The following is a 24,072-nucleotide window of genomic DNA, read 5'->3' on the forward strand; positions in this document are numbered from 1 at the left end:
CATGAATCCTGTCATATTATTGGTAGACGACAACGAAGAGATCCTTGAATTCATTGAACAGGACCTGAACGATAAATACACCGTCATCAAAGCCACCACGGGAAAGGAAGCGCTGGCCCGGCTAAGGGAAGAGGCCGTCCACCTGGTGATCTCGGACGTCATGATGCCCGTCATGGATGGATTCGAATTGTGTAAGCTGATTAAAACAAACTTTGAATACAGCCATATCCCGGTGATCCTGCTAACGGCGAGGAATACCTTGCAATCCAAGATCGAAGGGCTCGAATTGGGCGCCGATGCCTATATCGAAAAGCCGTTCTCCCCGGAATTCCTCCGGGTACAGATCGCCAACCTGCTTGCCAACCGGGCCAAGATCAGGGAATATTTCGCCAGCAGTCCCATCGTGCATATAAAGAGCATGGCCTACTCCAAAGCCGACGAGCTCTTCCTCGAACAGTTGAATGAAGCGATATATGCCAACCTGGAAGACCCCGATCTCGATGTCGAACGGCTGGCGCAGCTGGTGAATATGAGCCGCCCCACCCTCTACCGGAAGATAAAATCCATCTCCGACCTCACCCCGAACGAGCTGATCAATCTCACCAGGCTCAAAAGGGCTGCGGAATTATTGTTGGAAAGCAATTATCGCATCAACGAAGTGGCTACTATGGTGGGGTATAACTCGCAAACGAATTTTGGCAGGAATTTTCTGAAACAGTTCGGTATGACCCCTTCCGATTACGTCACAGATCGGCGAGGTCGATGATGTGATTTTGCAGGGCAAACCGGATGATGCCCGCGACATTGCGGGCCCCGATCCTTTTTGTGATGTTGCTGCGGTATTGTTCTACGGTCCTTTCAGAGAGAAATACGATGCGGCTGATCTCTTTTGCCGTCTTCTGCTGGCAGATGAGCCGGATGATCTCGATCTCTTTTCCGGAAAAACCGGTGTTGGCCACGATGAGCCGGGGATGTTCTTCTTCCGGGAAAACACGATGGATGATATGATTGCGGGCTTCTTTGCAGAAGTATTCCTTCCCGTCCAGCAGGGCGGTTACGGCCCTGACGAATTCTTCGTCGTCTTCGCTTTTGATGACATAGCCGTGTACACCGGCCCCGAACATTTTCAGGACGGCAGCGGAATAGCCGTTGAAGGAATAGGCAAGCATCCGGGTGGCAGGGCAGCGATATTTTATTTCTTTGACGAGGGCATCCCCTGTCCCATCGGGCAGTACGAAATCCACGATCACCAGGTTGGGCTGGCGCTGCACCGCGAGGGCCAGACCGGTGGCGCCGTCGTTGGCATGCCAGATATCCCGAAACCGCTCGCCGATGAGCAGCCGCACTCCATTGACGATCATATTGTGGTCATCTATCACTAAAAGAGAACCGTATTGCGTTAGCGATGCTTTCATAACAAGGGGATTGAGAGTGCGATGGAATACCCTTCCGGAAAAGCATTGTTGAGCTCGAAAAGACCTTGCAGCGAAGCCACCCTCTCCCGGATATTGGCCAGACCGATGCCCGTTGCAGCCACATCGGGGTCCATTCCCCTGCCATCATCCGAATAGTCGAGCTGCAGGTTGCGGGGATGTCCCTTTATCACAACCATGATCCTGCTGCAACCCGCATGTTTGATAGAATTGCTGATCAGCTCCTGGACAATTTTCAACAGATGGGTCAGCTGGAAGTGGCTGAGAACGCGGTTGTCGTTGTCCACCGTCAGGGTGAAGCCGATGCCGGTGGCCTCACGGATCTTTTCCAGCAGCGTAGACAGCTCTTTGCCAAGCCCGTTGATGGTGCCGAGGCGGTTTGACTTCAGGTCGTGGGAGATGCTTCTCACCGCCTCCATGACTTGCCCGATCTGGCTTTTCAGCTCATCCAGCGCTGTAGAGGGTCGATGGTCTGCTTCTTTTTTCACAAGGGCGTTGGCATATAGGAGCATGGGGCCGACGGTGTCATGGAAATTGCGGGCGAGATGTCCCTGCAGATCGAGCAGGCGCTGTTGCTGCCGGGCGCGATAGATGAGAAAAGCCGTGACGCCTCCCAGCACCAGCATGGTGAGGATAAAGAAGAGAAGGAGATTCGACCGCTGGGCGGCGTGCTTGCTTTCTTCCGATCGCAACAGTTCGGCCCTGGCATTCTCCGCCTCAGCCAGGGCGTAAAGGTTGTTGTCCTTATCAGAGCTCACGGCATAAAAGGCCGAGTCCCGCAGCAGCCAGGCTTTCCGGAGAGCCTGGTAAGCTTCGGCATACTTTCCTTCCCCCGCCAGCAAACGGCTGTCCCCTACCAGCAGAAAACCCTGATCGGTAACGGCGTACATTGCGTTGGCGCCGTGTCCGTGGAGGATGTCGAGATAACGCCGGGCGCTGTCCACCTGGTTTCGGTCGAAATAGAAGTCCACCGCCTCTGTATATAACGATACGCCATAATCGGCTTTCAGGTTCTTTGGGAAATCCGCGGATTCCACGTCATCGATTGCGGAGTGTAATAATTGCTGGGCCGCTTCAGGGTGTCCAAGAGACAGTTCGTTGCGATAAGCGGTGCAATGTTCAAGATAATTGTATTGAGGCAGGAAGCGGGCGTATTTCTCCGGTTGCCGCCTCACCTCTTGCTGAATGGTCGCCGCAAGCCTGAAGGCAGCCATGCGCGCCACGCTATCGCCCGTTTTTGCATACGTGTAAACAGCCGTTTCGAGAATACTAAGCGCCAGGAATACCTGTTCGGGGCTTGCCTTTCCAGCCGTAACAGCAGCGGGAACCCGGTTAAGGGCGGGGCCAAGGATCAACAGTTTCATGATGACCTTGGGATAGTCCCGGTTATTGTAATAAAGCGAAAGGGCAAAAAGGTCGCTATGGGCAAGCTCGCCTTTTTCAAAGATGCCTGCCCTTACTCTTTCTTCATTGTTCTTTTCCGAGTAATAAATGGCCGACCCGAATTTGCTGGCATTATACGCATTGAGGGCAAGGTAGGTGTAGTAGTTGGCCCGCCGGCGTCCCAGCGTCGGATCACCAAAGGCTATCTGCCGGTAGGTAGACAACAGTCCCGGAAGGCTATCGTCTCCTTCGAGCAACGGGGCGATGGAATCAACCGAACGGAGATAATCCGTATCTTTCAACAGCCGGGCCCGGTATTGTACCAGGAGATTGGCCAGCCGGTGATGTAGCGAATCGGAAACCTGGGCGTGGAGGGAATGTCCGGCCATAAGAGCCAGGAGTAGTAATACGAGTTTTGGCAGGGGCGATAGCCGCATACTCAAATGTAAATAAAAAATATACAATAGTACTTGTTCAATTGAAATTGCGGAAAATTCAGGACTTTTTTGTCTCTCGCCGAAGCTACAATAACTTCCCCCCTGGTTACTAACTCTACTATCGATTGAACCATTTTATCGACTCTTATTACTCATCGGTTTTCAACTCTGTCACAAGGCTCACCGGCCTTGCCGACGAAAAGGAGTTGAAGGCGCTGACCGAGGAGATCCTCGGCGAACTATCGCAGCGGATAGATGAACTCACAGCCGAATCTCATAAAGGGGTTTTTGTCTACAAGGTCGTCCTGACGCATGTATTTTCCTTCCTGGCGGGAAGGAGCGACAAGCAAAGGATCGAATTCCTGCAAAAGATATTGCTCATCCATCCCTCCCATTATACCCAATTGGCAGATAATAAAAATCCCCCGCACGGGACAAACCGGCAAGGGGAGGGAGAGATAGAGTACTAATTGCCTTCGGCGACTTAAACACGCACGCTTACTTCGTGCTGAGTCCTTTTCGGAAAAATCGCTTTACGATGAAGCTGGTGGCAATGCCTGCCACCACTTTGAGCAGGCTGTTCTTCCATTCATTTCCCCCGCCGAAGAAATGATTGAACAGTCCTTTCACGACATTGGCGGGCTTTAGCCGTTCGGCCAGCTCCGTCACCCGGTGGTGCATGTGTTGCTCGTTGACATAATTCTGATGTTCAAGATCGCGAATCGCTTCCCGCAATTGGTGGATGGTAGTGATCTTACCCATATGACTGCTTATTTCAATATCTTCCGGATGAGCATATTGCTAAAGGGGATCTTCAACCAGTGGCCGCGACGGGCGTAGATAATAAGGGCGAGGATGCTGTAAAAGCCACCCATGATGAAGAATCCATAGTAGCTTTTTCCCAGCCACTCACCTATTAATAAGGAAAATCCGATGCTGAAGATAATGATCACAAAAGAGGTGATAACGATCATGCCCAACCCGGAGACGAGTTCGCCGGAGACGTCGGCCAGGCTCTCTATCGCCTTGTATTTCCACAAAGTGGTACGCGTCTCGATAAAGTCTCCGGCGTCCGAGAGCAGGATATCGATGTCGGTTGCTTGCTCTGCCATGGCGATGGATTAAGACATTGAACTCCTGCTGCCGCTGAAACTATTTTTCACTCCTTCTACGACATCGTTGAATTTTTCCTTTACACTCTCGCCGAAGCTGGTGATCGAGTCGCCGATGTCTGAACCTTTTTCGGCGATCTTGCGACGGGTTTCCGAGCCCTTATCTGGGGCGAGCAGGATACCTATTGCACCGCCGATGGCTGCACCGGCGATGAAGCTTAACAGGATCTTAGATGTATTGTTCATAGTCGTTGATTTTAGATGGTGTAATGAGCCGGTCGATAGCATCATCGATCAGCTTCCGGTTCAGCGGTTTGGCGAGGAAGAGATCGACCCCGCCGTCATAGGCTTGTTTTCTTTCCTGCACCCCGTCATGCGCCGTGATCATGATCACTTTCACCTCGGGGTAATTTTGTTTTACAAAAGGAATGAAATCAAGCCCGAATCCGTCAGGAAGGTGATTATCCAGGAATAATAGCGAAGGCGGGTCGGTTTCCAAAGCGATCTTAGCATCGGTGAGGGTATTTACAAAGCCAGGCTGAAAATTCCGCTGTTTCAACATTCCGCTGAGCAAATAGCAAATATCCAATTCATCGTCTACGATCAACACTTTATGTATGTCGTTCATAATAATTGTTTCCACTTAACCATCAAATTTTAGAATCCCAACAATTTATATAAACAACCTAAATACAATTTTATTGCCATGAATAGTTCTGGCCGATTCTAGCATCAAATTTGTTCTTTCCAGTTTGAAGGGCGCACTTCTACTGGTTATTTTGTAACTTTAATGAGACCCCATCCCCAACCTGGGGAATTTAATCCCCAAAAACCGGACAGATGCCTGTTTACCAACTCACTGGAAAATTGGCAAGGGTTTTATGACAGAATGGATAATGAGTAGATTCCAGTAATTTTAATTAGAATTTGAACATCAAATTATGAAATTAATATGAAGCGAATTCTGATCATTGACGACGATATGGATATGTGTAACCTGCTTGGCCGTTTCCTGCAAAAGAAGGGATTCGAGACGGAATCCAGCCACAGCGGCAGTAAAGGGATTGCCAAATTCAAAGAATCCAAATTCGACGTGGTGCTCTGTGATTTCAGGTTGGGTGATAAAGAAGGAAGGGAGGTACTGAAGGAAATCAAGCAGTTCGATCCTGATGCGATAGTCATCATCATAACGGGGTATTCCGATATCAAGACGGCGGTGGATGTGATCAAGGCCGGCGCCTTCGATTATATAACCAAACCATTGATACCCGAAGAAGTGTTGAGCGTCATCGGCCGGGCATTGACACAATCGGCCGAAGATGGTGATGGCGAGAAGCCGGCAGCTGCCACCCAGACGACAGTCGCACGGAAGCCCGGCAGACCGGTTGCCGATGAGGGATTCCTCGTGGGCCAGTCTGCTGCGACAAAAGAATTATACCGGCAGATAGAACTGGTTTCACCTACTAATTATAGCATTATCCTTTATGGCGAGAGTGGCACGGGGAAGGAAGTGATCGCCCGCACCATTCATCAGAACAGCGCGCGTAAGGGCCAGCCCTTTGTTGCGATGGATTGCGGCACCCTGTCGAAAGAGCTGGCTGGCAGTGAGCTGTTCGGTCATGTCAAAGGCGCATTCACCGGTGCGCTTGGTGACAAGGAGGGGCATTTCGAACTGGCCAACGGCGGGACACTGTTCCTGGACGAAGTGGCCAATCTCTCTGTTGAGATACAGGCGGCCCTGTTGCGGGTGATACAGGAGCGGAAGTTCAAACGTGTGGGCGGTACAAAGGAAATGGAAACGGATGTCCGCATCATCGTAGCTTCGAATGAGAATCTGCAGGATGCTTATCGTAAAGGAAAGTTTCGGGAAGACCTCTTCCATCGCTTCAACGAATTCTCCATCGTGTTGCCGGCCCTCCGTCACCGCAAGGAAGATATCCCGCTGTTTGCCGAATTTTTCCTGGCCAGGGCCAACCTGGAGCTGAATAAGGAGGAAGTAGAAGGATTCGATCCGGAGGTAATGCAAATTTTCCTCAATTATCCCTGGCCGGGTAATCTCCGGGAATTCAGGAATGTCATCCGCCGCGCCGCTTTATTGACCTCCTCCGGCCGGGTGAACGCACGGGTATTGCCGGCCGAGATCATCGATACCGAGGGCTATGCACAGCAGTTCGTCCAGCACCAGCAGGAAGCGCCTGTCGTCGCATCCGCTCATCACCCCATCGCCCATAAGGAGACCGATCTGAAGAACGCGGCTGCCCAGGCCGAGTATGATACGATTATGAATGTATTGAAACAGGTGAACTATAATAAGTCACGAGCGGCCGAGATATTGAAGATAGATCGGAAGACGCTCTATAATAAGATCAAGAGTTACCAGCCTTAATATATTAGCATCTTCATCCTTTGTGTCGTGTGCGCGCTGAAATACCCCAAAGCGCCATTGCTGAGATTCGTCACGGGATTGGCAGGAGTCGCCGTTTGAAAATTATTATTCCCCGTCACGTTCGCCAGCGTAAAGAAATAATTGTAGATATTTTCGTCCACGCAATTCATCGTCAGGATGAGGGTGTCATTTTTTTGCAGATAGGCGCTGTCGTTAAACAATGGTTGTTGTATATACCGGCCGACGGACAACCGGTTTTCGAACACAAAGACATTGGGTATCGTCCGCCCGTTGACCACTTCGGAAAATTGGTAATAATTACCAGGGCGGGGAGGGTCCTGGAAGTTGACGACGGCGTTGATCTCCTGTTTATTGCTAAAGTCAAAGTTCAAGGCAAAGGTCACCGAGTCGAGCCGTACGGGCGCCGGCATTCTGGAGACGGCGGTATATTGTTTTCCATCCACGGTGACATTGAGGGAGTAGGTATGTTTCGGGACGCCTTTGATCAGCCGGGTATAGTAGCTTCCCGAATCCGGCGAGGGAAGCAGTTGCTCCGTCACCCCGGCGGTGCTGTCGGTGATGATAACCGTTGCACCGGTGACGGGCGGATAGACATTGCTGGCCGAGAAATTCACGGTCTTGCTTATCCTGACCAGATAGGGTACCCTATTATTGGTGACTTCACCCTCGATGACGATCTGCGGCTCCGCCTTATTGAGATTGACGTTGATCACCTTCTTACAGGCGGCCACCGTGACGGTGAGGATGAGCAGCAGGCCGATGTTTCTTCTTCTCATCGGATCAAAATTTAAAATTGTATGTTACGGCAGGCACGAATCTGAACAGGGCATATTGGAGGGCCTGGGTCCGTGTAGGGTCGTTGGGATCGGTCTGAAAGACGATGCTATAGGCATTCTCCCGGCCATAAAGATTGTAGATGGAAAAAGTCCAGCTGCTTTCATACCGCTTTTTCTTCTTTCCCTGCAGGGTAGCGGCAACATCCATCCGGTGATAGGCCGGCATCCGGTAACCGTTGCGTTCGGTATAATAAAAAGCCGTTTGCCCGTCGACCGTGTATTTCCCGCTGGGGAAGGTGACGGCATTACCGGTGTAATAGACCCAGGTAGCGGAGAGGGTCCATTTACGGTTGGCCTGGTAGATACCGACAATGCTGATATCATGGGTCCTGTCCTGTTTGTTGGGATACCACTTGTTTTGGTTGATGCCATCGATCTGCAATTCGGTGCGGCTCAGGGTATAGCTGACCCAGCCAGTGAGGCGGCCGGTCTTCTTTTTCCCGAAGAGCTCCAACCCATAGGCGCGGCCTTTACCGAAAAGCAGCTGTGATTCGACATTCTCATTGGCGATGAGCTGGGCGCCATTCTTGTAATCTATTTGGTTTTGCATGGCCTTATAGTAGGCTTCGATGGAGAACTCGTAGTGGTTGTCCCTGATGTTCCTATAATACCCGATAGACCCCTGGTCGGCGATCTCGGGTTTGACGTTGTTGCTGCTGGGTATCCAGAGATCGGTGGGGTTGGCGGATGTAGAATTGGACAGCAGGTGTAAGACCTGGGTATTCCGGTTGTAGGAGAGTTTCACCGATGAGACCTGGTTGACCCGGAGGCTTAGGGAAGCCCGGGGTTCGAGGTTGGTGTAGGTCGTGACGATGCTGTCAGGTGGCCCCAGCACGATGAATTCCGCGACCCGCAGCCCATAGTTGAAATGGAGCCTGTCCGCCGGCGACCATTCGTGGGAAATGTACAGGGCATTCTCAAGGCTGTATTTATTTTGCAGCACCAGGTTATTGAAACTGCTGCTTTGTGATGCGGAAAGGATACCGGGCGCGATGGTATGATGGATCGTGCCAAGGCCGAAGTTGATCTTGTTATCGGCGTCGATATAATACTGGAGATCTTCCTTTAGGTCGATATCCCGGATATTGGAGGTGAGGCCAATGTTGTTGTTGTCGGAATTGATCTTGATCTTATAGCTGTACTTGCTAAAGATCACCGATGTGTTGGAGAAAAGCCGGCTGTTGAACACGTGATTCCAGCGGGCCGTGCCGGTGGCATTCCCATAATCGATGCCAAAGGTGTTGCCAAAGCTGAGGTTGTCCCGGCCAAAATACCCCGAGAGATAGACCCGGTTCTTCTCATCGAACCTATAGTTGGCCTTTATATTGAGGTCATAAAAGTAAAGGCTGTTGTTGCTCACCGACGAGTCGGAGGATAATTTGAGAAAGAGATCGGCATAGGTGCGGCGGCCGCTGATGGTGAACGACCCTCGGTCCTTTACGATCGGACCTTCTGCATTGAGCCGAGTCGAGATGAGGCCGATGCCGCCGCCGAATTGATAGTCCTTGTTATTCCCGTCATTCATCTTTATATCGATCACCGAGGAGAGACGGCCGCCATATTCCGCCGGCATCCCGCCTTTATAAACGGTGATATCCTTTATCGCGTCGGAGTTAAAAGTAGAGAAGAAACCCAGCAGGTGCGAGGGGTTGTAGACGGTAGCTTCATCGAGGAGGATGAGGTTCTGATCGGCCCCGCCGCCACGGACATAAAAACCGCTGTTGCCGTCACTGGCAAATTGAATGCCCGGCAACAGCTGGATGGTCTTTAGGACATCCTTTTCACCGAAGAGTACGGGGACGTTTTTTATATCAGTGGTGGTTAGCTTCTGGACGCCCATCAGGGGACTTGAGATGGTGTTATCATTCCTTTTTTGGGCGCTGACCACAATTTCAGCCAGTTGATTGCTTGCTGTGGTGAGCTCGATGGGGAGCAAGAGATTCTTGTCGAGATTGATGATCACCGTATCTGGCTGATAGCCGGAGAAGGAGACCAGCAGGGTGTAGTGACCCGGGGACGCGCTGATGGAGTAGAATCCGTAAGCATTGCTCATGATGCCGCTGCGGGGTATTTCCAGCAGGCTAACGGTGGCGCCGATGAGAACTTCCCCGGTCTTTTTATCCCGGATGGTGCCGTCGACCGTAAAATGCACCTGCGCCGTGCCCGTCAGCACGAGCAGGGATAAAGTCAGCAGGAAAAGGCTTTGTTTATATAAATAATTTGTCAAGTGACCGGTCGGTATAGTCTGCAATATATTGCAGGACGTTGGGATAACGGCGGAATTCTTCCTTTTCGTGCATGGTGGTAAGGACTATACAGGACATCCCCGCGCGCATAGCGGCTTCGACACCTTTGGGGGCGTCTTCAAAAACGATGCAGCTCTCCGGTGACACACCGAGCAGCCTGGCAGCAAGGAGAAAGGTTTCCGGATCGGGCTTGCTCACAGCAACTTCGTCTGCACTGACAATCGCCTTAAAATGATGCCTGATCCCCAGGTTATCCAGGACAAAGTCGATGTTAAATGGGATGGCGGCCGAGCCGATGGCCATTCGGATGCCCTTGTTACCGGCCTTTTCGAGAAAGGCCGGGAGCCCCGCGATCAGCCGGAGATGGGGTTTGAATGCGGCCTGGTAGCTATTCTCTTTTTTCATGGATATGGTATCCACTTCTTCTTTTGTAAAATGGCCTTTGCCAAAGACACGATCGAGCAACTCTTCGTTCTTGCCATACATTTGGCTTTTTACTTCGGCCATGGTTAAGCCGGCTTTCAGATCGTTGTTGAGAATGCTGTGCCAGGCGATGCTGTGGTATTCCATGTCATTGATCATGGTGCCGTTGAGATCGAAAATAAAAGCGTGATTCATTTCGCGAAGATAAACTACTTTCGTTGACGTATGACTATAACCAGATGGGGTATCATTGGCCCCGGAAAGATTGCCAGAAAATTTGCTGCTGCTCTTCATCTCGTAAAGGATGCTTCCCTTGTGGCGGTGGCATCGCGGGATCTCGACCGGGCATGGGAATTTGCCCGTGAGCATGGGGCTAATCACGTGTATGGAACCTATGAGGAGCTGGCGGCCGATCAGAATCTCGATGCCGTCTATATTGCGACGCCGCACGGATATCATGCCGAACACGCTTTATTATGCCTGCGGCAAGGGAAGGCTGTTCTCTGTGAGAAGCCGATGGCCTTGTCGGCGCGGCAGGTGAAAGAGATGATCGAGGCAGCACGCGCATCCAACGCATTTTTGATGGAAGCGATGTGGACGCGTTTTCTGCCGTTGATGTCTTCGGTGATGGGGTTGGTGGAATCGGGAGCGATCGGCACGGTAAAGTATATCCGGGCGGATTTTGGTTTCCTGGCGCCCTTCAACCCTGAAGGCCGGTTGTACGCGCTTAGGCTCGGAGGTGGGGCATTGCTGGATATCGGCATCTATCCTTTGTATTTGTGCCTGCAGTTGCTGGGGCGGCCTCAGCAGATCACAGCGGCGGGGCATCTGGCGCCCACCGGGTCCGACGATACCTGCCACGCGGTGTTACAATACAGTGACGGTGCATCGGCCGTCATCAGCAGCACCCTGGCCTGCAATACTTCCCTGACGGCCGAGATAGCCGGAACAGCCGGAATGATCCGCATTCCCACCCCCTGGTATAAGAACGATCGGTTGGAATGGAACAGGACGGGCGAGCCTGTGCAGGCGGTCGCTTTAGAGCCAATGGTCAATGGGTTTGAATACCAGATAAGGGAAGTGATGGAATGCCGGGAGAGAGGGTTGGTGGAGAGCCCTTCCCTACCCCATTCATTTAGCCTGATGATGGCCGAGACGATGGATGAGATAAGGCAGCAGATCGGGGTGCGCTATCCGTCAGAGTGAATTGCGGAGGGTTAGATAGAAGGGGACTTCTTCCTGTTTGTGCGTATTCTCGAGTATCTGCCGCGCGGCCATGACGCCCATTTCCCGGAAATCCGTCGAGATGGTGGTGATGCCGTCGAGGATGATCTTCTTCAGGGGTGTCTCGTTGTAGGAAATGACCCCGACCTGCCGGCCTACCTCCAACTTGAGGGAAATGATCCTTTCGATAAGGACGACCAGGTCTTCTTCCATAAGATTAATATACACTTCCCCTTCCACGATGGGTTCGTCGGCAATGGTATGAACCACCTTATAGCCAAAGGCATACTCGTGGCAAAAGCGGCTGCAGCCTTGCAGTATCTCCACGGGCTGATAGGTGGAACTGGGGAAAATGATCTTTATCGTGTGGTATTTGCTGAGCTGCTCGCGGGCCCTTTCCAGTGCAGAGTAGATGTCCTGTTCGAAATTCTGGTAGACGGCTGCGTATTCCCCGGTGATGCCGGGTATTTTTTTGTCCAGCACCAGGAGTTTCTCCTTCGGCAGGCTGTTGATGATATCGGGCGCATGCTCACCACCTTCGAGGAAGTGCGGGATGATGACGAAGTGCGAATAGTCCTCTTTCCTGTCGGCAAGAAGTTTTTTAAACAGACCAAAGTCGTTGTTATAGATGTAAAAGTCTACGACCGTGTATTCGCCCAGGGAGGCGACGAGGGCGTCGTATAGTATCTTTTTGTGGGCGCTGAGCTTGTTGAAGAGCAGGAAAATGCGAAGGGTCTGGTGGAAGTCGGTATGCTGGATAAAATAACCTTTCCCGGGTACGGAGCCCAAAACACCCATTTTCTTCAGGTATTTATAGCCCTTTTCCGCGGTGTCCCGTGAAATCTCGAGTTCGTAGCTAAGCTCGTTGATGGACGGCATCAAATCGTTCTTTTTTATTTTGCCGTTCTCAATGGCCTTTAGGATGGAGTTGGTGAGCTGGAGGTATTTCGGCGTAGCGGCAAACTCATCTACTCTGATCCAATCAAAAATATTGGGGTGCTTCATGCGGCCCTAAGTTACGGCATTCGCCGGATATATGTGCCGCCGTCGAAGCTGACGACATAGTCGGACGGGAAGAATTTGCTTTTGTAATAATAATCAGTGGTGATGATCTGGGCCCCGGATGTGCATGCAGCCATAAAGCTGGACTTATCATTGATCCGGGCTTCCTTTGTATCGGAATCGGCACGGGTGCGAACCATATAGCCTTTCTTCACCATTTCTTTTATCTTTTCCTGATCTCGTTTGGCATCGTTGATGATCATGAAGGCAGCCTCCGGGGTACCCGATGGGCTGTCGGTGAAGAGCACCCGATCTTTGAGGGATGGGTGCGCGGCGATGTACGCACTGCGATGTTCACCGCCTTCGTCGAGGATAAAGATGAATTTTCCTCTTGCGGCTTTCATCGTGGGCCAGTGGTTGGCAAGGACGGCCTGTTCGAGGGTCGGGTAGTTTCCCCTGATGTCATCGGGTGTAATAAGGTACTCGCGGCCGAGGTTGTCGAGGATCTCCTTGTCCAGCCGGTCAAAGACTTCCGTGGTGAACTTTTCCGGGATGGTAAAGCCGGGGGATTTGATCTCCTGATCCTTTGCATTCATCGTAATATAGATGGGATAGTGGTCGGGATGAGCGTCCGACCATGCCTTCAACTGATGCAAACAACCGGCAAAGCTGTAGCAGTTGCTGCGGAAATCGAGATCCTGGACGTGAAAGACCTTGAATCCCGGTTTGTTCATCTCACCCGTGGGATCATAAGCCGGGGGATGAGCGGCCGCTTCCCATTCAAGCCCTTTAGGGTGCGCGTATTTGCCGCCTTTTTCATCCGCATATACATCTATTTCAAGGTTACGCAAACCGAGGGTGAGCTGCTCGCCCAGACTCACATGGCTATACTCCAATCCTTCAGCGACCTGTGGGTTCTTTGCCTTCAACATCGAGAACAGGGCGGTGTCGATGGCTTGTTTGTAACTATTATGACTGCCGATGACCTGCACCTTATTGATGGGAAGATCGTCGAAGCCGGTGTCTTTTTTCGATGCAAGGAGAAGAATGAGTGCTGCTGCGAGAAGTTGTTTCATGTCACAAATATATTTCTCTGTCGCCAGTTGTTTGCACAAATATATTTATCCACCGCGTAGACCTATATACTACGCTTTTTATTAGCAAATGCAAAAGCTCTTAGTGCAGGATAAGATAATATTCTATTTACAATCGCATAACATGTCTTCTCTCAATTTGCACTCCGCAAGTTTAAGATAAACCAAAACACTCATCACCATGAAGGCACTATTAAGGCTCTTATTTCCCTCTCTTTTATTCTTATCCATCACCGCTGACGCCTTTCAGCAGGCGCCCCTGACACTGAAAGGAGTGGTGACCGACGAGAACAATCTCCCTTTGACAGGAGTCAACATCCTGGTCAAAGGCACGCAGAAAGCCGTGACCACCGACGCGGAAGGAAAATATTCCATTGTCGTAGACGGTCCCGGCGCCGTGCTCCAGGTCTCTTATGTAGGGTTCATTTCAAAGGAGATTCGGGTAGGGAAAGAGAAAGACATCAACATCACCCTGGTATCCCAGGCAAAACAATTGAATGATGTGGTCGTCATCGGCTACGGTACGGCTGCCAAAAAAGACGTTACCGGTTCGATCACAACTGTAAAAGCAGAAGAATTCAACCCCGGAGTAATGACCACACCCGCAGAGCTGTTGCAGGGGAAAGTACCCGGGCTCAATGTGACAAAGAGCGGCGACCCCAACGCAGCTCCTGCCGTTGTATTGAGAGGACCTTCCACCATCCGCAGCACCGGTGGAGCAATGGAACCCTTTTATGTTATCGACGGCGTACCCGGTGCATCCATCGATCTGTTGGCCCCTGCCGATATCGAAAGCATCGACGTGCTGAAAGACGCATCGGCTACCGCCATCTATGGTACCCGCGCCGCCAACGGCGTGATCATGATCACCACCCGAAGAAGCAAGCCGGGTCAAACCCGCTTGTCCTATAATGCTTATGGCGCGAGGGAAGAGGTGTCCAAACAAATATCGATGCTCACGGGCGACCAGCTGCGCGCCTATCTCAAGGCGAATGGCGACAGCCTCCACGCCGGGGTGGACGACGATGGCTCCAACACCAACTGGCAGAATCTGGCGGAGCAAAAAGCCTATTCTCAAAGCCATAACCTTTCCTTCGGCGGCGCTACCAATACAACCGATTTCGGTGGCAGTGGAACCTATTTTAGGGACAACGGTATCCTCCTGAATACCTGGCTCGAACGGACTATACTTAAAGGTTATCTCAGCCAACGCTTTTTCGACAACCGCCTCCGGTTGGGTATTACGCTGACCAATAGCCATACCAAGAACCACGATATTGTTCAGGCTTCGGTGTTACCGGGAATATTGTTCTACCTGCCAACTGTAAGCCCTTACAATCCTGATGGCACCTATAAGGAGAACTTTACCCGCACTGGCAGCGGTCCGTTGAACCCGCTGTCACTGATCAATAATGCATTTAGTCTTACTGACGACAACAAGACCCTGATCAATGCCATTGCACAGGTGGAGATCATAAAAGGATTGAAATATACGCTGTCCTTTGCCAATCAAAGGGATCAAAACCTGTATAATTTCTACGCCAATTCGCATTCGGCCCTTTACCTCAATTATAACGGCGAGGCCGTCAGAAAATCCTATCTCAACACCAGCACCGTGGTCGAGTCCTATTTCAACTACGACAGGACTTTTGACAAGCATACCGTCAGATTACTCGGCGGATACACCTACCAGCAGGACCGTAACAATGATGGTTTTGGGGTGAGCACACAGAATTTTTCCAACGACGCCCTGACGTATAATAACCTGTTCTTATCCAACCCGAGCAACCTTTCGCAGGTGCCCTTCGACAATAACCCGATATCGACCCTCCGGCTAATATCCTTCTATGGCCGTGTTCAATATGATTATGCCGGCAAATACCTTGTCCAGGCTTCGTTACGAAAAGACGGATCTTCCGCATTTGGCGTAAATCACCAGTGGGGGTATTTTCCGGCTGTTTCTGCCGGCTGGAATATCACCGAAGAAGAATTCATGAAGGACATTGATTTTCTCAGCCAGCTGAAATTGAGGGCCGGGTATGGTGTTTCGGGGAACAGCACCGGGTTCAATGCCTTTTCTGCCCTGTTGGTCTATGGTACACAGTCGAGTTCGAAATTTCTGTATAATGGGAATATCACCAATTCCATAGGGCCCGTCCGTAATGACAATCCCAATCTGAGATGGGAAAGTACGGGTACTGCCAACGTTGGTGTGGATTTCGGTGTATTAAAGAACCGGATCAGCGGCTCGGTGGATTATTATATCAAGAAAACGACAGACCTGATCTATGATCAATACCCCGTATCCACCACGCAGTATTTCGTGCCCACTTACACCGCCAATGTCGGTAGCGTCAAAAATACCGGGATAGAAGTGGCGCTGAATGCTACTCCCCTCAAGACCCACGAATTCACCTGGAAGACCTCGCTCAATTTCGCCCATAATCACAACGTCATAACGAATTTGTCGAACACCCAATTCACCCTCGATTCCTTCCCGACGGCACAAGTGGGTGGTAAAGGTCAGTCGGGCAACTACAGCCAGATCGTGAAGCCGGGCTATGCCCTGGGTACTTTCCTTCTTTGGCATTATGTGGGCAAAAACCAAAATGGCATCAGCACTTTTCAGAAGGCAGACGGTACGATAACGAATCAACAGCCGCTGACCACAGATCAGCGTGTCGGCGGCAATGCGCAGCCGACGCTTGTATATGGCTGGACCAATAATTTTTATTACAAGGGTTTCGACCTGGGTTTCCTCTTCCGTGGCGTGTTGGGCAACAAGATATTAAATGCCACCCTGGCGGGTTTGAACGATCCTGTGGATGCGCATTTTCAGAACATACCCACGTTCACCCTCCATGAATCGCATAATGACATCAACGCCTACCTGATATCGGATCGTTTCCTGGAAAGCGGCTCCTATCTGCGCCTGGACAATGCCACTCTGGGGTATACCATCAAGCCGCGCACACAAAGTGTGAGAAGCATCCGGGTCTACGCTTCGGGAAATAACCTTTTCGTCATCACAAAGTACCGTGGTACGGATCCCGAGATCAATATCGGCGGTTTGACGCCGGGCATCGACAACCAGAATTTTTACCCCAAAACACGTACCTATATCCTTGGTGTAAGCGCCAACTTCTAATCGGTTAAAACTCTAATAAAATGAAAAGAATATATTTATTCGTCTTTGTACTTGCAGCTTTGCTTGGTTTCAGCGCCTGTACCAAGCTGAAAGTAGACGTCGAATCCCAATATGTAAGCAGCAATTTTCCGACGACTTCCAATGACTATGCCGCCCTGTTCGGAACGATGTACAGTAACCTGTCATCCCAATATGCGATCCCCTACTGGCGGATGCAGGAACTATCGACGGACGAGGCTATTCTTCCGGCGCGCGACGGCAATTTCGACGACGGGGGGCAGTACCGCCTGATGCATTACCATACCTGGAACTATGACCATCCCTATGTCACCGGCATATGGCAGTGGGGATTCGGTGGTATCAATAACTGTAACCGGCTGATGACGCTGACGATCCAATCAAAGGCCGATACGGTCACCAAGACGGCCAATCTCGCTGAGATCAGGGCGATGCGCGCGCTGTATTACTTTTTCATGATGGACCTTTACGGCAATGTACCGCTGATCACGAACTTCCCGGTAGCCACGCCACCTGCTACTCAGCCGAGAGCAAAGGTCTTCCAGTTTATCGAATCGGAGTTGTTGAGCATCGCCCAGCAACTGCCTTCCAAGACGAGCAGCCTGGCCACCAATACACTGCAGTACGGGCGTCCGACCAAGGCGATGGCCTTTGCCGTGCTGATGAAGATGTACCTGAATGCCGACATCTACACAGGCGGCGCTACCCGGTATAATGATGTTGTCGCGATGGCAGACAGCATTCAGCAAAACAAGAACTATTACCTGGACGCCCGGTTCCGGGATATATTTTTACCCACTAACGGTCCGCAGATCAACGAGACTATTTTTGCGATCCCTTATGACCAGCAAATCCCCGGTAATCAATTTACCCGGTTTGGATTTTACTACTACCTGGTTAATGCCTACGGCTTTAACGTGGGAGAGAGTATTGCGATGAGCACTACCCCCGAGTTCTACAAGCGGTTCAATATCCCGGGGGATTTCCGGACGAAAACATGGTTGGTTGGTCCGCAATTCTATCCTGATGGCACGGGAGGATTTACGAACCAGCCCGTTTATTATCCCGGTACCACCACGCAAATCGTCATCAACCCTACCCTGACCCTCGTTCCTCCCAAGCCGATGGATCTGGGTAACACCATTGCCAGCCAGGCGGAAGGGATTCGTTCGATCAAGTATTATCCCGATCCGACCACTATCCAGGCCACGCGCCTGAATGGCAATGATGTGCCTGTATTCCGGCTGGCGGACGTCTATTTGATGAAAGCCGAGGCTATACTGCGTGGCGCCACGCCTACATCCATGAATGGGGTGTTGCAGACTCCGGCTTACCTGGTGAATTTGCTGCGTACCCGGGCAGGTGCACAGCTTGCGCCCACGGTAACCCTGGATACCCTGCTTGACGAGCGGGCGCGCGAACTTTCCTGGGAAGGATGGCGGCGTAATGATCTTATCCGGTTTGGTGAGTTTGAAAAATCATATCCGCTGCCTCCCAGTGATCCGCTGACGATGAACACGGATGTGACCAGGAGGCTTTTCCCCATTCCTATTTCGGAGATCAAATTGAACAGTAATCTTGTGCAGAACCCCGGGTATTGATGATATAAAAAAGGGCGCCCTTAGGGCGCCTTTTTCATTTAATAGAATCCTGCATCGGAGAGCTGTTCGTCGAGCAGGAAGACGGTGAGGCTGCGGGGGCCATGGGCGCCGAGGACGAGGGATTGTTCGATATCGGCTGTTTTGGAGGGGCCGGCGATGAAGGTGGAGAAACCATAAGTTGGGATGAGGGCAATGCGGTCATAGGCCTGGTGCATCGTGGCGACGATATCTTTTCTGTGGATGACGAGGACAAGATTTTGCGTAATAAACGGAAGCACCCGTTCGATCATCTGCGACTCGGTGATAAAGCAGGCGCCATTCTCCGCAACGCCGAAATGCGCGGGAAGGATGGCCAGATCGGTGTTCTCCAGCGTATGCGGATCGTCGTCATAATGATTTTTCGTTTCGGGAGATGCCGTTTCCGCAAAGGTCGAAAGCTCGGGGCAGTTGGTGACGATGCGCCGGGCCCCGGGATATTGCTCGTGGAGGATAGTTGCGATGCGATCGAATCCCGAGACCAGGAAGGCAGCGCCGCCGATGGCTTCCAGGACAGTGATAAACCGGGGAGTGAGGTCACCGCTGGTATCGGGTCCCTGGTGTTGCGGCGGCAGCGCTCGGGCATCGGGCTGATTCGCTTTGACGGCGGCCAGTATCTTATCGCGGCTGCTCATGTTATTGTTTATTTTTTTTATACCATTCGCCAAAGGATTGTTTTGGGGGCGCCGGCAGGTCGCGCTGATGATACCAGGGGTTTAATCTATTGTTCACCGTAAAGGGGACATTGAGCATAAACCACCGGCCCGTCTTTCCGGCTGTATGATAAACGCCGGGATTCGACAGCACCCAGGTCATCGCCTTCATGGTGGCTGTCTTTGCGGCCGGCGAATTGCCTTCCTGTACAATGACCTGCCGCCACTTATAGAGTTGCTCGTGGATGTCGATCTTCACCGGGCAGACATTCGAACAGCTTCCGCACAGCGTGCTGGCAAAGGGCAGATCGGAATATTTTTTCATGTCCAGGTTTGGCGAGAGGATAGAACCGATGGGGCCGGCAACCGCTGTATGATAGCTGTGTCCCCCGCTGCGCCGGTAGACGGGGCAGGTGTTGAAGCAGGCGGCACACCGGATACATTTCAGCGAGTTACGAAAATCCTTCCGGCCGAGATGGGTGCTGCGACCATTATCGACCAGTACGATGTGCATTTCCTGTCCCGGACGTGGTTTCCGGAAATGACTGGAATAGGTGGTGATCGGCTGCCCTGTCGCGCTCCGGGTCAACAGGCGCAGAAAGACACCCAGATGATCCCGCTTCGGGATCAGTTTTTCAATACCCATACAGGCGATGTGGACATCCGCAAGATGGGCGCCCATATCGGCATTGCCTTCATTGGTACAGACGACGAACTCACCGGTTTCCGCAACGGCGAAGTTGACACCGGTGAGGGCTACCCGCCGGGTCAGGAACTTTTCCCGTAGATGAAGTCTGGCCGCGTATGTCAGGAATTGAGGGTCAGCATTGCCGGCAGGCGTCCCCAGATGTTTGTGGAATAATTCGCCTATCTCCTCTTTCTTCCAATGGATACAGGGTAGGACGATGTGGCTTGGTGGTTCTTCAGCCAATTGTACCACACGTTCACCCAGATCGGTATCTACTACTTCCACGTTGTGCGCTGCCAAAAATTCGTTAAGATGGCATTCTTCGGTGAGCATGGATTTACTTTTCACCATCTTGTCGACCTTATGGTTTCGCAGGATGGAGAGAACTATGTCATTATGCTCTTTGGCGTCGGCCGCCCAGTGGACAATGACGCCGTTGCGGCTAGCTTCTTCCTCGAATTTCGTGAGGTATTCGCTGAGATTGGACAGGACATTGTCCTTTATCTTCGAAGCGCTGTCCCTCAATGCCTCCCAGTCGGCGACCTGGGCTGCGGCCTTATCTCTTTTCTGTCTCACCCACCAAAGGGTCTGATCATGCCAGTCCACCCGGGGTTCATCTTTATTGAATGCTGCTGCCAGCGTGGCATGGTCTTTATGATTCGAGCTGCTCATCCGGTGATCTTGCTGTTTAATATCTCTGCGATATGTTTTACCTGTACGGGGCTTTTCTGCCGGCGAAGGATGCCCTCGAGGTGCATGAGGCAGCTCATGTCCGAGCCGGTGATGACTTCAGCGCCATGGTGAAGGTGATCGGCCACGCGGTCTTTCCCCATTTTTACTGACACCGCTTCCTCGGCCACACAAAAGGTTCCGCCAAAACCACAGCATTCATCCTTACGGTCGAGGTCGATGAGCTGGATATCCTTCACCATGTCGAGTAGTTTTTGCGGCTTGGAGAAAGGCGGCGCCATCAGTTCGCTCATCTGGGCCAGGTGAAGACCTCTTTGCCCGTGACAGCTTTGGTGAAGGCCTACCTTATACGGGAAGCAGGCATCCAGGTTGTCCACCTTCAGGACATCGGTGAGGAATTCGACGAGTTCGTATATTTTTCCGGCTATGTTCGCGTCATGTATATGGTCCTTTATATGCAGGACACAGCTGCCGGAAGGGGCCACGATGTATTCGAATTCAGCAAAATTCCTGATGAAGAGGGCATTGCAGCCGCCGGTGAGATGTTCGTAGCCGGAATTGGCCATGGGCTGGCCGCAACAGGTCTGGTCGGGAGGATAAACAACGTCGCATCCGAGCCTTGTCAGCAATTCCAGGGTAGCGATGCCCACCTGCGGATAAAACTGGTCGACATAACAAGGTACAAACAACCCAACGCGCATGAGGACTATTTATAATATTTTAATTCTATAATATCACCAGGACGAGAGCCATCGTTCCAATGTTGGTGGATGGCCAGGGCCGCACCGATAGCCGTTGCCTGCGGAATAGAGGCCGCAAAGACCTCGATATCCGGAAAGGCTTCCGCCAGCAGGTGCATATAGATCTGGTTCTTTCCAAATCCGCCGTCCACGAAGATACGCTTGACATCGGTATCATGCAGCACTAATTGTGTGGAAGCAACCTGTTTTGCCATAATGTCAAGCATCAGGCGGTGATAGGCTTCTTCGAAAGTGGTGGGTTTGTCCGCGGGATGGGCGCGTAGTTGCCGGATAGTATCGGCGTCATAGGTGACTTTTGCCGCGGTGGCAGGCTGGACATGGAACTCCGCGGCGATGCGCAGAACCTGCTGTTCGTGCTCATAGCCGGCGAAGAGGCGGGAGGCCTTCACCGGCTTGCCCTGGTAACTGAGGTAGCAGAGACAGTCTTTTTGCAATTCGGCTACGGTGAGGGGGGAGTGGTTGAAGGGGTTCATGGAGATGCACCAGGTTCCCGTGGAGATGAGCAGGAAGGGTTCGCGGAAGCTTTCAAAATAGGGGATCATAGCTGCCGAACTGTCATGAAGGCCGATGCCGCTGATGGGGATCGAAGGGCGTGCGAGACCCGGCGGGGATGCCGCCTTCACCGGCAGGACGCTTGTCGAGGGAAGGATGGGCGCTAATTTGTCGATGATGCCTTCCCGGTAGACCCATTCGTGATAATGCTGTTGGGAGAAGTTCCAGAGATTGGTATGACACCCGATGCTGGTGATGTCGGAGCAGGGCGTGCCGGTGAGCAGATAGCTGAGGTATTGCGGGAGGTGGAGTGCGGTCTGAATCTTTGCGAAGAGTTGCGGTTGCAGCTCTTTTATCCGGTAGAGCTGCATGCCGGAATTCAGACTGCCCAGCACAGGAGAGGCGGTGAGCATGGAGAAAGTCACTTCGCCGCCATGTGCATCATAGAATTTCGTTTTGAGTTCGTCGGGAAAAGGTTTCAGATAATTATAGAGGGGTGCGACGGGTTTGCCATCGTTTCCGATGTAGACGAAGCTGGCGCCATAGGCGGAGAAATTGATGGCTTTTAGCATGAAAGCCGCCGGGATGCCTGCCAGGGACGCATGGATGAAGCCGGTGAGCCGGGTGAGGTCTTCGCAGGGTTCTCCATCCTCGTCGGTGGTCTGCTCGCAGATGCACGATCGCTCCCACACGATGTTGTATTGTTCGTCGAATAGGAAGAGCTTTTTGTTGGTCTTGCCGATGTCGAAGATGGCGATCACATTCTGCATAATCTCTTTTTACGGCCTTCGGCCTATAGGCCTGTCGCGACGGTTCCGGCGCCTCTTTCTTTTACTAAATGTTCGCGTACTCTTTCATTGCGATAGAGCGCCAGGGGGTCGAGCGCAGCGCCTGCCCGCAACCGGGCTTCGGCCACCAGCGCACGGGTGTCAGTGCGGAAGGTGTTCTGCAATATTTCCTGCGCTGCAACGGCGTCGTTGGCTAATTGAGTGGCGACGAGTTTCTTGCGATCGATAAGCAGGGCCTGGGCATAGGTGAGCATTATCGCTTCCACGGACTGGAGCAGATCTTCCAGCGGATCTTTGACATTGTGCGATGCATCGATCATCCAGCCCAGGTCGCGGGCATGGTCCATCCCGCGGGCATCCATGCCTTCTACGAGCTCATTAAAAATGAGAAAGAGCTGGTAAGGTTTGATGCTGCCCACCGTCAGGTCGTCGTCACCGTATTTGGAGTCGTTGAAGTGAAAACCGCCCAGCTTTCCTTCCATCAGCAGGAGGGCGACTATTTGCTCAATATTGGCGTTTGGCAGGTGATGTCCCAGGTCGACAAGGGTATAGGCCTTGGGGCCTAATTTGGAGGCATAGAGCAGGGACTGTCCCCAGTCGCCCACGGTCATGGAATAGAAGTTGGGTTCGAATGCCTTGTATTCGACAAACATCTTCCAGTTGCCGGGCAGGGCGGCGTAAATCTCCTGCAAACCTTCGAGCGTATGTTGAAAGGCCTGGCGGAAATTCAACTGCCCGGGGAAGCAGGAGCCGTCGGACAGCCAGACGGTGAGCGAGTCGGAGCCGAGCTGTTTTCCATAGTTGATCACTTCGATATTGTGATCGATAGCCTGGCGGCGCACTTCTTTTTTTACATTTTGGAGGGAGCCATACTTATAAGTATACTGTTGACCGGGCTGGTCCTGGAAGGTATTCGAGTTCATCGCGTCAAAGCGAAGTCCAAACTGTGCGGCAAGGGCCTTGATGGCGGCGGGATTGCCGGGGATGTCCCAGGGGATGTGGAGGGAGATGGCGCCGCTGCTGCGGTTCAGCGCATGCAAGAGCCCTACGTCCTCGATCTTCTCTTCCAGGCTACGAGGCTCGCCACCACCGGAGAAACGGCCAAACCGGGTGCCGCCCGTACCAAGCGCCCAACTGGGTATCGCCACCTGGAAATCGATGAGCTTTTTTAAGATAGCTTCTGCATCGGATACCCCAGCGGCGATGAAGTCAAACCGGCGGCGGTGTTCTTTCAGCATGGACTGGTTGTGCTCGTCTATTTTATATTTTTCTATTTGCATGGTAAGTAAAATACTTCTTTTAGCGATTTTGTCACCGGTGAGTGGTCGGGGTTGGAATCCATAATGTCTTTCATATAGTCCCACCAGCGTTGCATCACGGGCTGCTTTGGAAGCTGATCCAGGGCGGAGGGGTCGGCGATCTGCAGCACCGCGAAGAGCGTCCCGGTTTCCTCATCCAAAAATATCGAATATTCGCGGATACCGGTGGTGTGGAGCAGGGTTTGCAGCTCCGGCCAGATGGCGTCATGACGACGCCGGTATTCCTCTTCGAAGCCGGCGTGCAGCTTCATGGTAAAAGCGATGCGTTGCATGGTGGTTCA

23 protein-coding genes are annotated in these 24,072 nt (G+C 52.0%); 6 read left to right on the forward strand and 17 right to left on the reverse strand.

Annotated elements, in window-relative coordinates; translation table 11 throughout:
* Window position 1 precedes the first annotated feature (1 nt).
* A complete protein-coding gene (locus IEY39_RS11895) occupies window positions 2–766 on the forward strand; it encodes a response regulator (protein ID WP_188931689.1) in 765 nt (254 codons plus the stop codon).
* Here the strand turns inward: IEY39_RS11895 and IEY39_RS11900 are convergent.
* Window positions 744–1,415 (reverse strand): response regulator, encoded by a 672-nt coding sequence (locus tag IEY39_RS11900; RefSeq protein WP_188931691.1) that lies wholly within the window; start codon window positions 1,413–1,415, stop codon window positions 744–746. The genes IEY39_RS11895 and IEY39_RS11900 overlap by 23 nt on opposite strands.
* Window positions 1,412–3,253 carry a sensor histidine kinase gene (locus IEY39_RS11905; protein WP_188931692.1) on the reverse strand — a complete coding sequence of 614 codons (1,842 nt, stop codon included), beginning with the start codon at window positions 3,251–3,253 and terminating at the stop codon, window positions 1,412–1,414. Before IEY39_RS11905 ends, IEY39_RS11900 begins: the two co-directional genes overlap by 4 nt.
* A gap of 125 nt (window positions 3,254–3,378) precedes the next feature.
* Here IEY39_RS11905 and IEY39_RS11910 point away from each other — a divergent pair, with 125 nt between their 5' ends.
* Complete coding sequence (locus IEY39_RS11910; RefSeq protein ID WP_188931693.1) at window positions 3,379–3,723, forward strand: hypothetical protein; 345 nt, start codon at window positions 3,379–3,381, stop codon at window positions 3,721–3,723.
* Window positions 3,724–3,751: 28 nt separating this feature from the next.
* Here IEY39_RS11910 and IEY39_RS11915 read toward each other — a convergent pair whose 3' ends face one another.
* From IEY39_RS11915 to IEY39_RS11930, 4 genes are read right to left on the reverse strand one after another with little or no spacing between them, the layout of a single operon-like run.
* Window positions 3,752–4,015, reverse strand: coding sequence for a hypothetical protein (locus tag IEY39_RS11915; protein ID WP_188931694.1), 264 nt, complete (start codon window positions 4,013–4,015; stop codon window positions 3,752–3,754).
* An 8-nt stretch (window positions 4,016–4,023) separates the two neighbouring features.
* Window positions 4,024–4,365 carry a hypothetical protein gene (locus IEY39_RS11920; protein WP_188931695.1) on the reverse strand — a complete coding sequence of 114 codons (342 nt, stop codon included), beginning with the start codon at window positions 4,363–4,365 and terminating at the stop codon, window positions 4,024–4,026.
* 9 nt (window positions 4,366–4,374) lie between these two features.
* On the reverse strand, window positions 4,375–4,611 hold the full coding sequence (locus tag IEY39_RS11925; protein WP_188931699.1) for a YtxH domain-containing protein: 237 nt from the start codon (window positions 4,609–4,611) through the stop codon (window positions 4,375–4,377).
* The gene (locus tag IEY39_RS11930; RefSeq protein WP_188931701.1) at window positions 4,595–4,993 is read right to left on the reverse strand and encodes a response regulator; all 399 of its coding nucleotides are present in this window, start codon (window positions 4,991–4,993) and stop codon (window positions 4,595–4,597) included. Before IEY39_RS11930 ends, IEY39_RS11925 begins: the two co-directional genes overlap by 17 nt.
* 324 nt (window positions 4,994–5,317) lie before the next feature.
* Here IEY39_RS11930 and IEY39_RS11935 point away from each other — a divergent pair, with 324 nt between their 5' ends.
* The gene (locus IEY39_RS11935; RefSeq protein WP_188931702.1) at window positions 5,318–6,751 is read left to right on the forward strand and encodes a sigma-54-dependent transcriptional regulator; all 1,434 of its coding nucleotides are present in this window, start codon (window positions 5,318–5,320) and stop codon (window positions 6,749–6,751) included.
* On the opposite strand, the gene IEY39_RS11940 is transcribed toward IEY39_RS11935, so the two are convergent.
* From IEY39_RS11940 to IEY39_RS11950, 3 genes are read right to left on the reverse strand one after another with little or no spacing between them, the layout of a single operon-like run.
* Window positions 6,748–7,548, reverse strand: coding sequence for a DUF4249 family protein (locus IEY39_RS11940; protein WP_188931703.1), 801 nt, complete (start codon window positions 7,546–7,548; stop codon window positions 6,748–6,750). The genes IEY39_RS11935 and IEY39_RS11940 overlap by 4 nt on opposite strands.
* A 4-nt stretch (window positions 7,549–7,552) precedes the next feature.
* Entirely contained in the window at window positions 7,553–9,835 is a 2,283-nt protein-coding gene (locus IEY39_RS11945; protein ID WP_188931704.1) for a TonB-dependent receptor, read from the reverse strand.
* Entirely contained in the window at window positions 9,816–10,472 is a 657-nt protein-coding gene (locus IEY39_RS11950) for an HAD family hydrolase (RefSeq protein WP_188931705.1), read from the reverse strand. The genes IEY39_RS11945 and IEY39_RS11950 overlap by 20 nt, the downstream gene beginning before the upstream one ends.
* Window positions 10,473–10,502: 30 nt before the next feature.
* On the opposite strand from IEY39_RS11950, the gene IEY39_RS11955 reads away from it, so the two are divergent.
* On the forward strand, window positions 10,503–11,483 hold the full coding sequence (locus IEY39_RS11955; protein ID WP_188931707.1) for a Gfo/Idh/MocA family protein: 981 nt from the start codon (window positions 10,503–10,505) through the stop codon (window positions 11,481–11,483).
* Here IEY39_RS11955 and IEY39_RS11960 read toward each other — a convergent pair.
* On the reverse strand, window positions 11,475–12,506 hold the full coding sequence (locus IEY39_RS11960; protein ID WP_188931709.1) for a GntR family transcriptional regulator: 1,032 nt from the start codon (window positions 12,504–12,506) through the stop codon (window positions 11,475–11,477). The genes IEY39_RS11955 and IEY39_RS11960 overlap by 9 nt on opposite strands.
* Window positions 12,507–12,517: 11 nt before the next feature.
* Complete coding sequence (locus IEY39_RS11965) at window positions 12,518–13,579, reverse strand: phosphatidylinositol-specific phospholipase C1-like protein (protein WP_188931712.1); 1,062 nt, start codon at window positions 13,577–13,579, stop codon at window positions 12,518–12,520.
* Between the two features lie 199 nt (window positions 13,580–13,778).
* On the opposite strand from IEY39_RS11965, the gene IEY39_RS11970 reads away from it, so the two are divergent.
* Together IEY39_RS11970 and IEY39_RS11975 are read left to right on the forward strand one after the other, a co-directional pair.
* Window positions 13,779–16,745 carry a SusC/RagA family TonB-linked outer membrane protein gene (locus IEY39_RS11970; protein WP_188931714.1) on the forward strand — a complete coding sequence of 989 codons (2,967 nt, stop codon included), beginning with the start codon at window positions 13,779–13,781 and terminating at the stop codon, window positions 16,743–16,745.
* Between the two features lie 20 nt (window positions 16,746–16,765).
* Window positions 16,766–18,364, forward strand: a complete 1,599-nt coding sequence (locus tag IEY39_RS11975) for a RagB/SusD family nutrient uptake outer membrane protein (RefSeq protein WP_188931718.1) — start codon at window positions 16,766–16,768, stop codon at window positions 18,362–18,364.
* A gap of 38 nt (window positions 18,365–18,402) precedes the next feature.
* On the opposite strand, the gene IEY39_RS11980 is transcribed toward IEY39_RS11975, so the two are convergent.
* From IEY39_RS11980 to rhaM, 6 genes are read right to left on the reverse strand one after another with little or no spacing between them, the layout of a single operon-like run.
* A complete protein-coding gene (locus IEY39_RS11980; RefSeq protein WP_188931719.1) occupies window positions 18,403–19,035 on the reverse strand; it encodes a LutC/YkgG family protein in 633 nt (210 codons plus the stop codon).
* 1 nt (window position 19,036) lies between these two features.
* On the reverse strand, window positions 19,037–20,413 hold the full coding sequence (locus tag IEY39_RS11985; RefSeq protein ID WP_188931720.1) for a lactate utilization protein B: 1,377 nt from the start codon (window positions 20,411–20,413) through the stop codon (window positions 19,037–19,039).
* Window positions 20,410–21,132, reverse strand: a complete 723-nt coding sequence (locus IEY39_RS11990) for a (Fe-S)-binding protein (RefSeq protein WP_188931723.1) — start codon at window positions 21,130–21,132, stop codon at window positions 20,410–20,412. The genes IEY39_RS11985 and IEY39_RS11990 overlap by 4 nt, the downstream gene beginning before the upstream one ends.
* A 5-nt stretch (window positions 21,133–21,137) precedes the next feature.
* Window positions 21,138–22,454 (reverse strand): FGGY-family carbohydrate kinase, encoded by a 1,317-nt coding sequence (locus IEY39_RS11995; RefSeq protein WP_188931725.1) that lies wholly within the window; start codon window positions 22,452–22,454, stop codon window positions 21,138–21,140.
* A 23-nt stretch (window positions 22,455–22,477) separates the two neighbouring features.
* On the reverse strand, window positions 22,478–23,752 hold the full coding sequence (locus IEY39_RS12000) for a sugar isomerase (RefSeq protein ID WP_188931727.1): 1,275 nt from the start codon (window positions 23,750–23,752) through the stop codon (window positions 22,478–22,480).
* A complete protein-coding gene (gene rhaM / locus IEY39_RS12005) occupies window positions 23,743–24,063 on the reverse strand; it encodes an L-rhamnose mutarotase (protein ID WP_188931729.1) in 321 nt (106 codons plus the stop codon). The genes IEY39_RS12000 and rhaM overlap by 10 nt, the downstream gene beginning before the upstream one ends.
* Between the last annotated feature and the right edge of the window lie 9 nt (window positions 24,064–24,072).

This window comes from Puia dinghuensis (assembly GCF_014642875.1).
GTDB lineage: Bacteria > Bacteroidota > Bacteroidia > Chitinophagales > Chitinophagaceae > Puia > Puia dinghuensis.

Bases quoted from the DNA above. Each gene is read 5' to 3' on its own strand.
- IEY39_RS11955 (WP_188931707.1), top strand. From the start codon at position 10,503: ATGACTATAACCAGATGGGGTATCATTGGCCCCGGAAAGATTGCCAGA.
- IEY39_RS11895 (WP_188931689.1), top strand. From the start codon at position 2: ATGAATCCTGTCATATTATTGGTAGACGACAACGAAGAGATCCTTGAA.
- rhaM (WP_188931729.1), bottom strand. From the start codon at position 24,063: ATGCAACGCATCGCTTTTACCATGAAGCTGCACGCCGGCTTCGAAGAG.
- IEY39_RS11925 (WP_188931699.1), bottom strand. From the start codon at position 4,611: ATGAACAATACATCTAAGATCCTGTTAAGCTTCATCGCCGGTGCAGCC.
- IEY39_RS11980 (WP_188931719.1), bottom strand. From the start codon at position 19,035: ATGAGCAGCCGCGATAAGATACTGGCCGCCGTCAAAGCGAATCAGCCC.
- IEY39_RS11950 (WP_188931705.1), bottom strand. From the start codon at position 10,472: ATGAATCACGCTTTTATTTTCGATCTCAACGGCACCATGATCAATGAC.
- IEY39_RS11905 (WP_188931692.1), bottom strand. From the start codon at position 3,253: ATGCGGCTATCGCCCCTGCCAAAACTCGTATTACTACTCCTGGCTCTT.
- IEY39_RS11935 (WP_188931702.1), top strand. From the start codon at position 5,318: ATGAAGCGAATTCTGATCATTGACGACGATATGGATATGTGTAACCTG.
- IEY39_RS11920 (WP_188931695.1), bottom strand. From the start codon at position 4,365: ATGGCAGAGCAAGCAACCGACATCGATATCCTGCTCTCGGACGCCGGA.
- IEY39_RS11990 (WP_188931723.1), bottom strand. From the start codon at position 21,132: ATGCGCGTTGGGTTGTTTGTACCTTGTTATGTCGACCAGTTTTATCCG.
- IEY39_RS11965 (WP_188931712.1), bottom strand. From the start codon at position 13,579: ATGAAACAACTTCTCGCAGCAGCACTCATTCTTCTCCTTGCATCGAAA.
- IEY39_RS11915 (WP_188931694.1), bottom strand. From the start codon at position 4,015: ATGGGTAAGATCACTACCATCCACCAATTGCGGGAAGCGATTCGCGAT.
- IEY39_RS12000 (WP_188931727.1), bottom strand. From the start codon at position 23,752: ATGCAAATAGAAAAATATAAAATAGACGAGCACAACCAGTCCATGCTG.
- IEY39_RS11900 (WP_188931691.1), bottom strand. From the start codon at position 1,415: ATGAAAGCATCGCTAACGCAATACGGTTCTCTTTTAGTGATAGATGAC.
- IEY39_RS11995 (WP_188931725.1), bottom strand. From the start codon at position 22,454: ATGCAGAATGTGATCGCCATCTTCGACATCGGCAAGACCAACAAAAAG.
- IEY39_RS11975 (WP_188931718.1), top strand. From the start codon at position 16,766: ATGAAAAGAATATATTTATTCGTCTTTGTACTTGCAGCTTTGCTTGGT.
- IEY39_RS11930 (WP_188931701.1), bottom strand. From the start codon at position 4,993: ATGAACGACATACATAAAGTGTTGATCGTAGACGATGAATTGGATATT.
- IEY39_RS11960 (WP_188931709.1), bottom strand. From the start codon at position 12,506: ATGAAGCACCCCAATATTTTTGATTGGATCAGAGTAGATGAGTTTGCC.
- IEY39_RS11940 (WP_188931703.1), bottom strand. From the start codon at position 7,548: ATGAGAAGAAGAAACATCGGCCTGCTGCTCATCCTCACCGTCACGGTG.
- IEY39_RS11985 (WP_188931720.1), bottom strand. From the start codon at position 20,413: ATGAGCAGCTCGAATCATAAAGACCATGCCACGCTGGCAGCAGCATTC.
- IEY39_RS11970 (WP_188931714.1), top strand. From the start codon at position 13,779: ATGAAGGCACTATTAAGGCTCTTATTTCCCTCTCTTTTATTCTTATCC.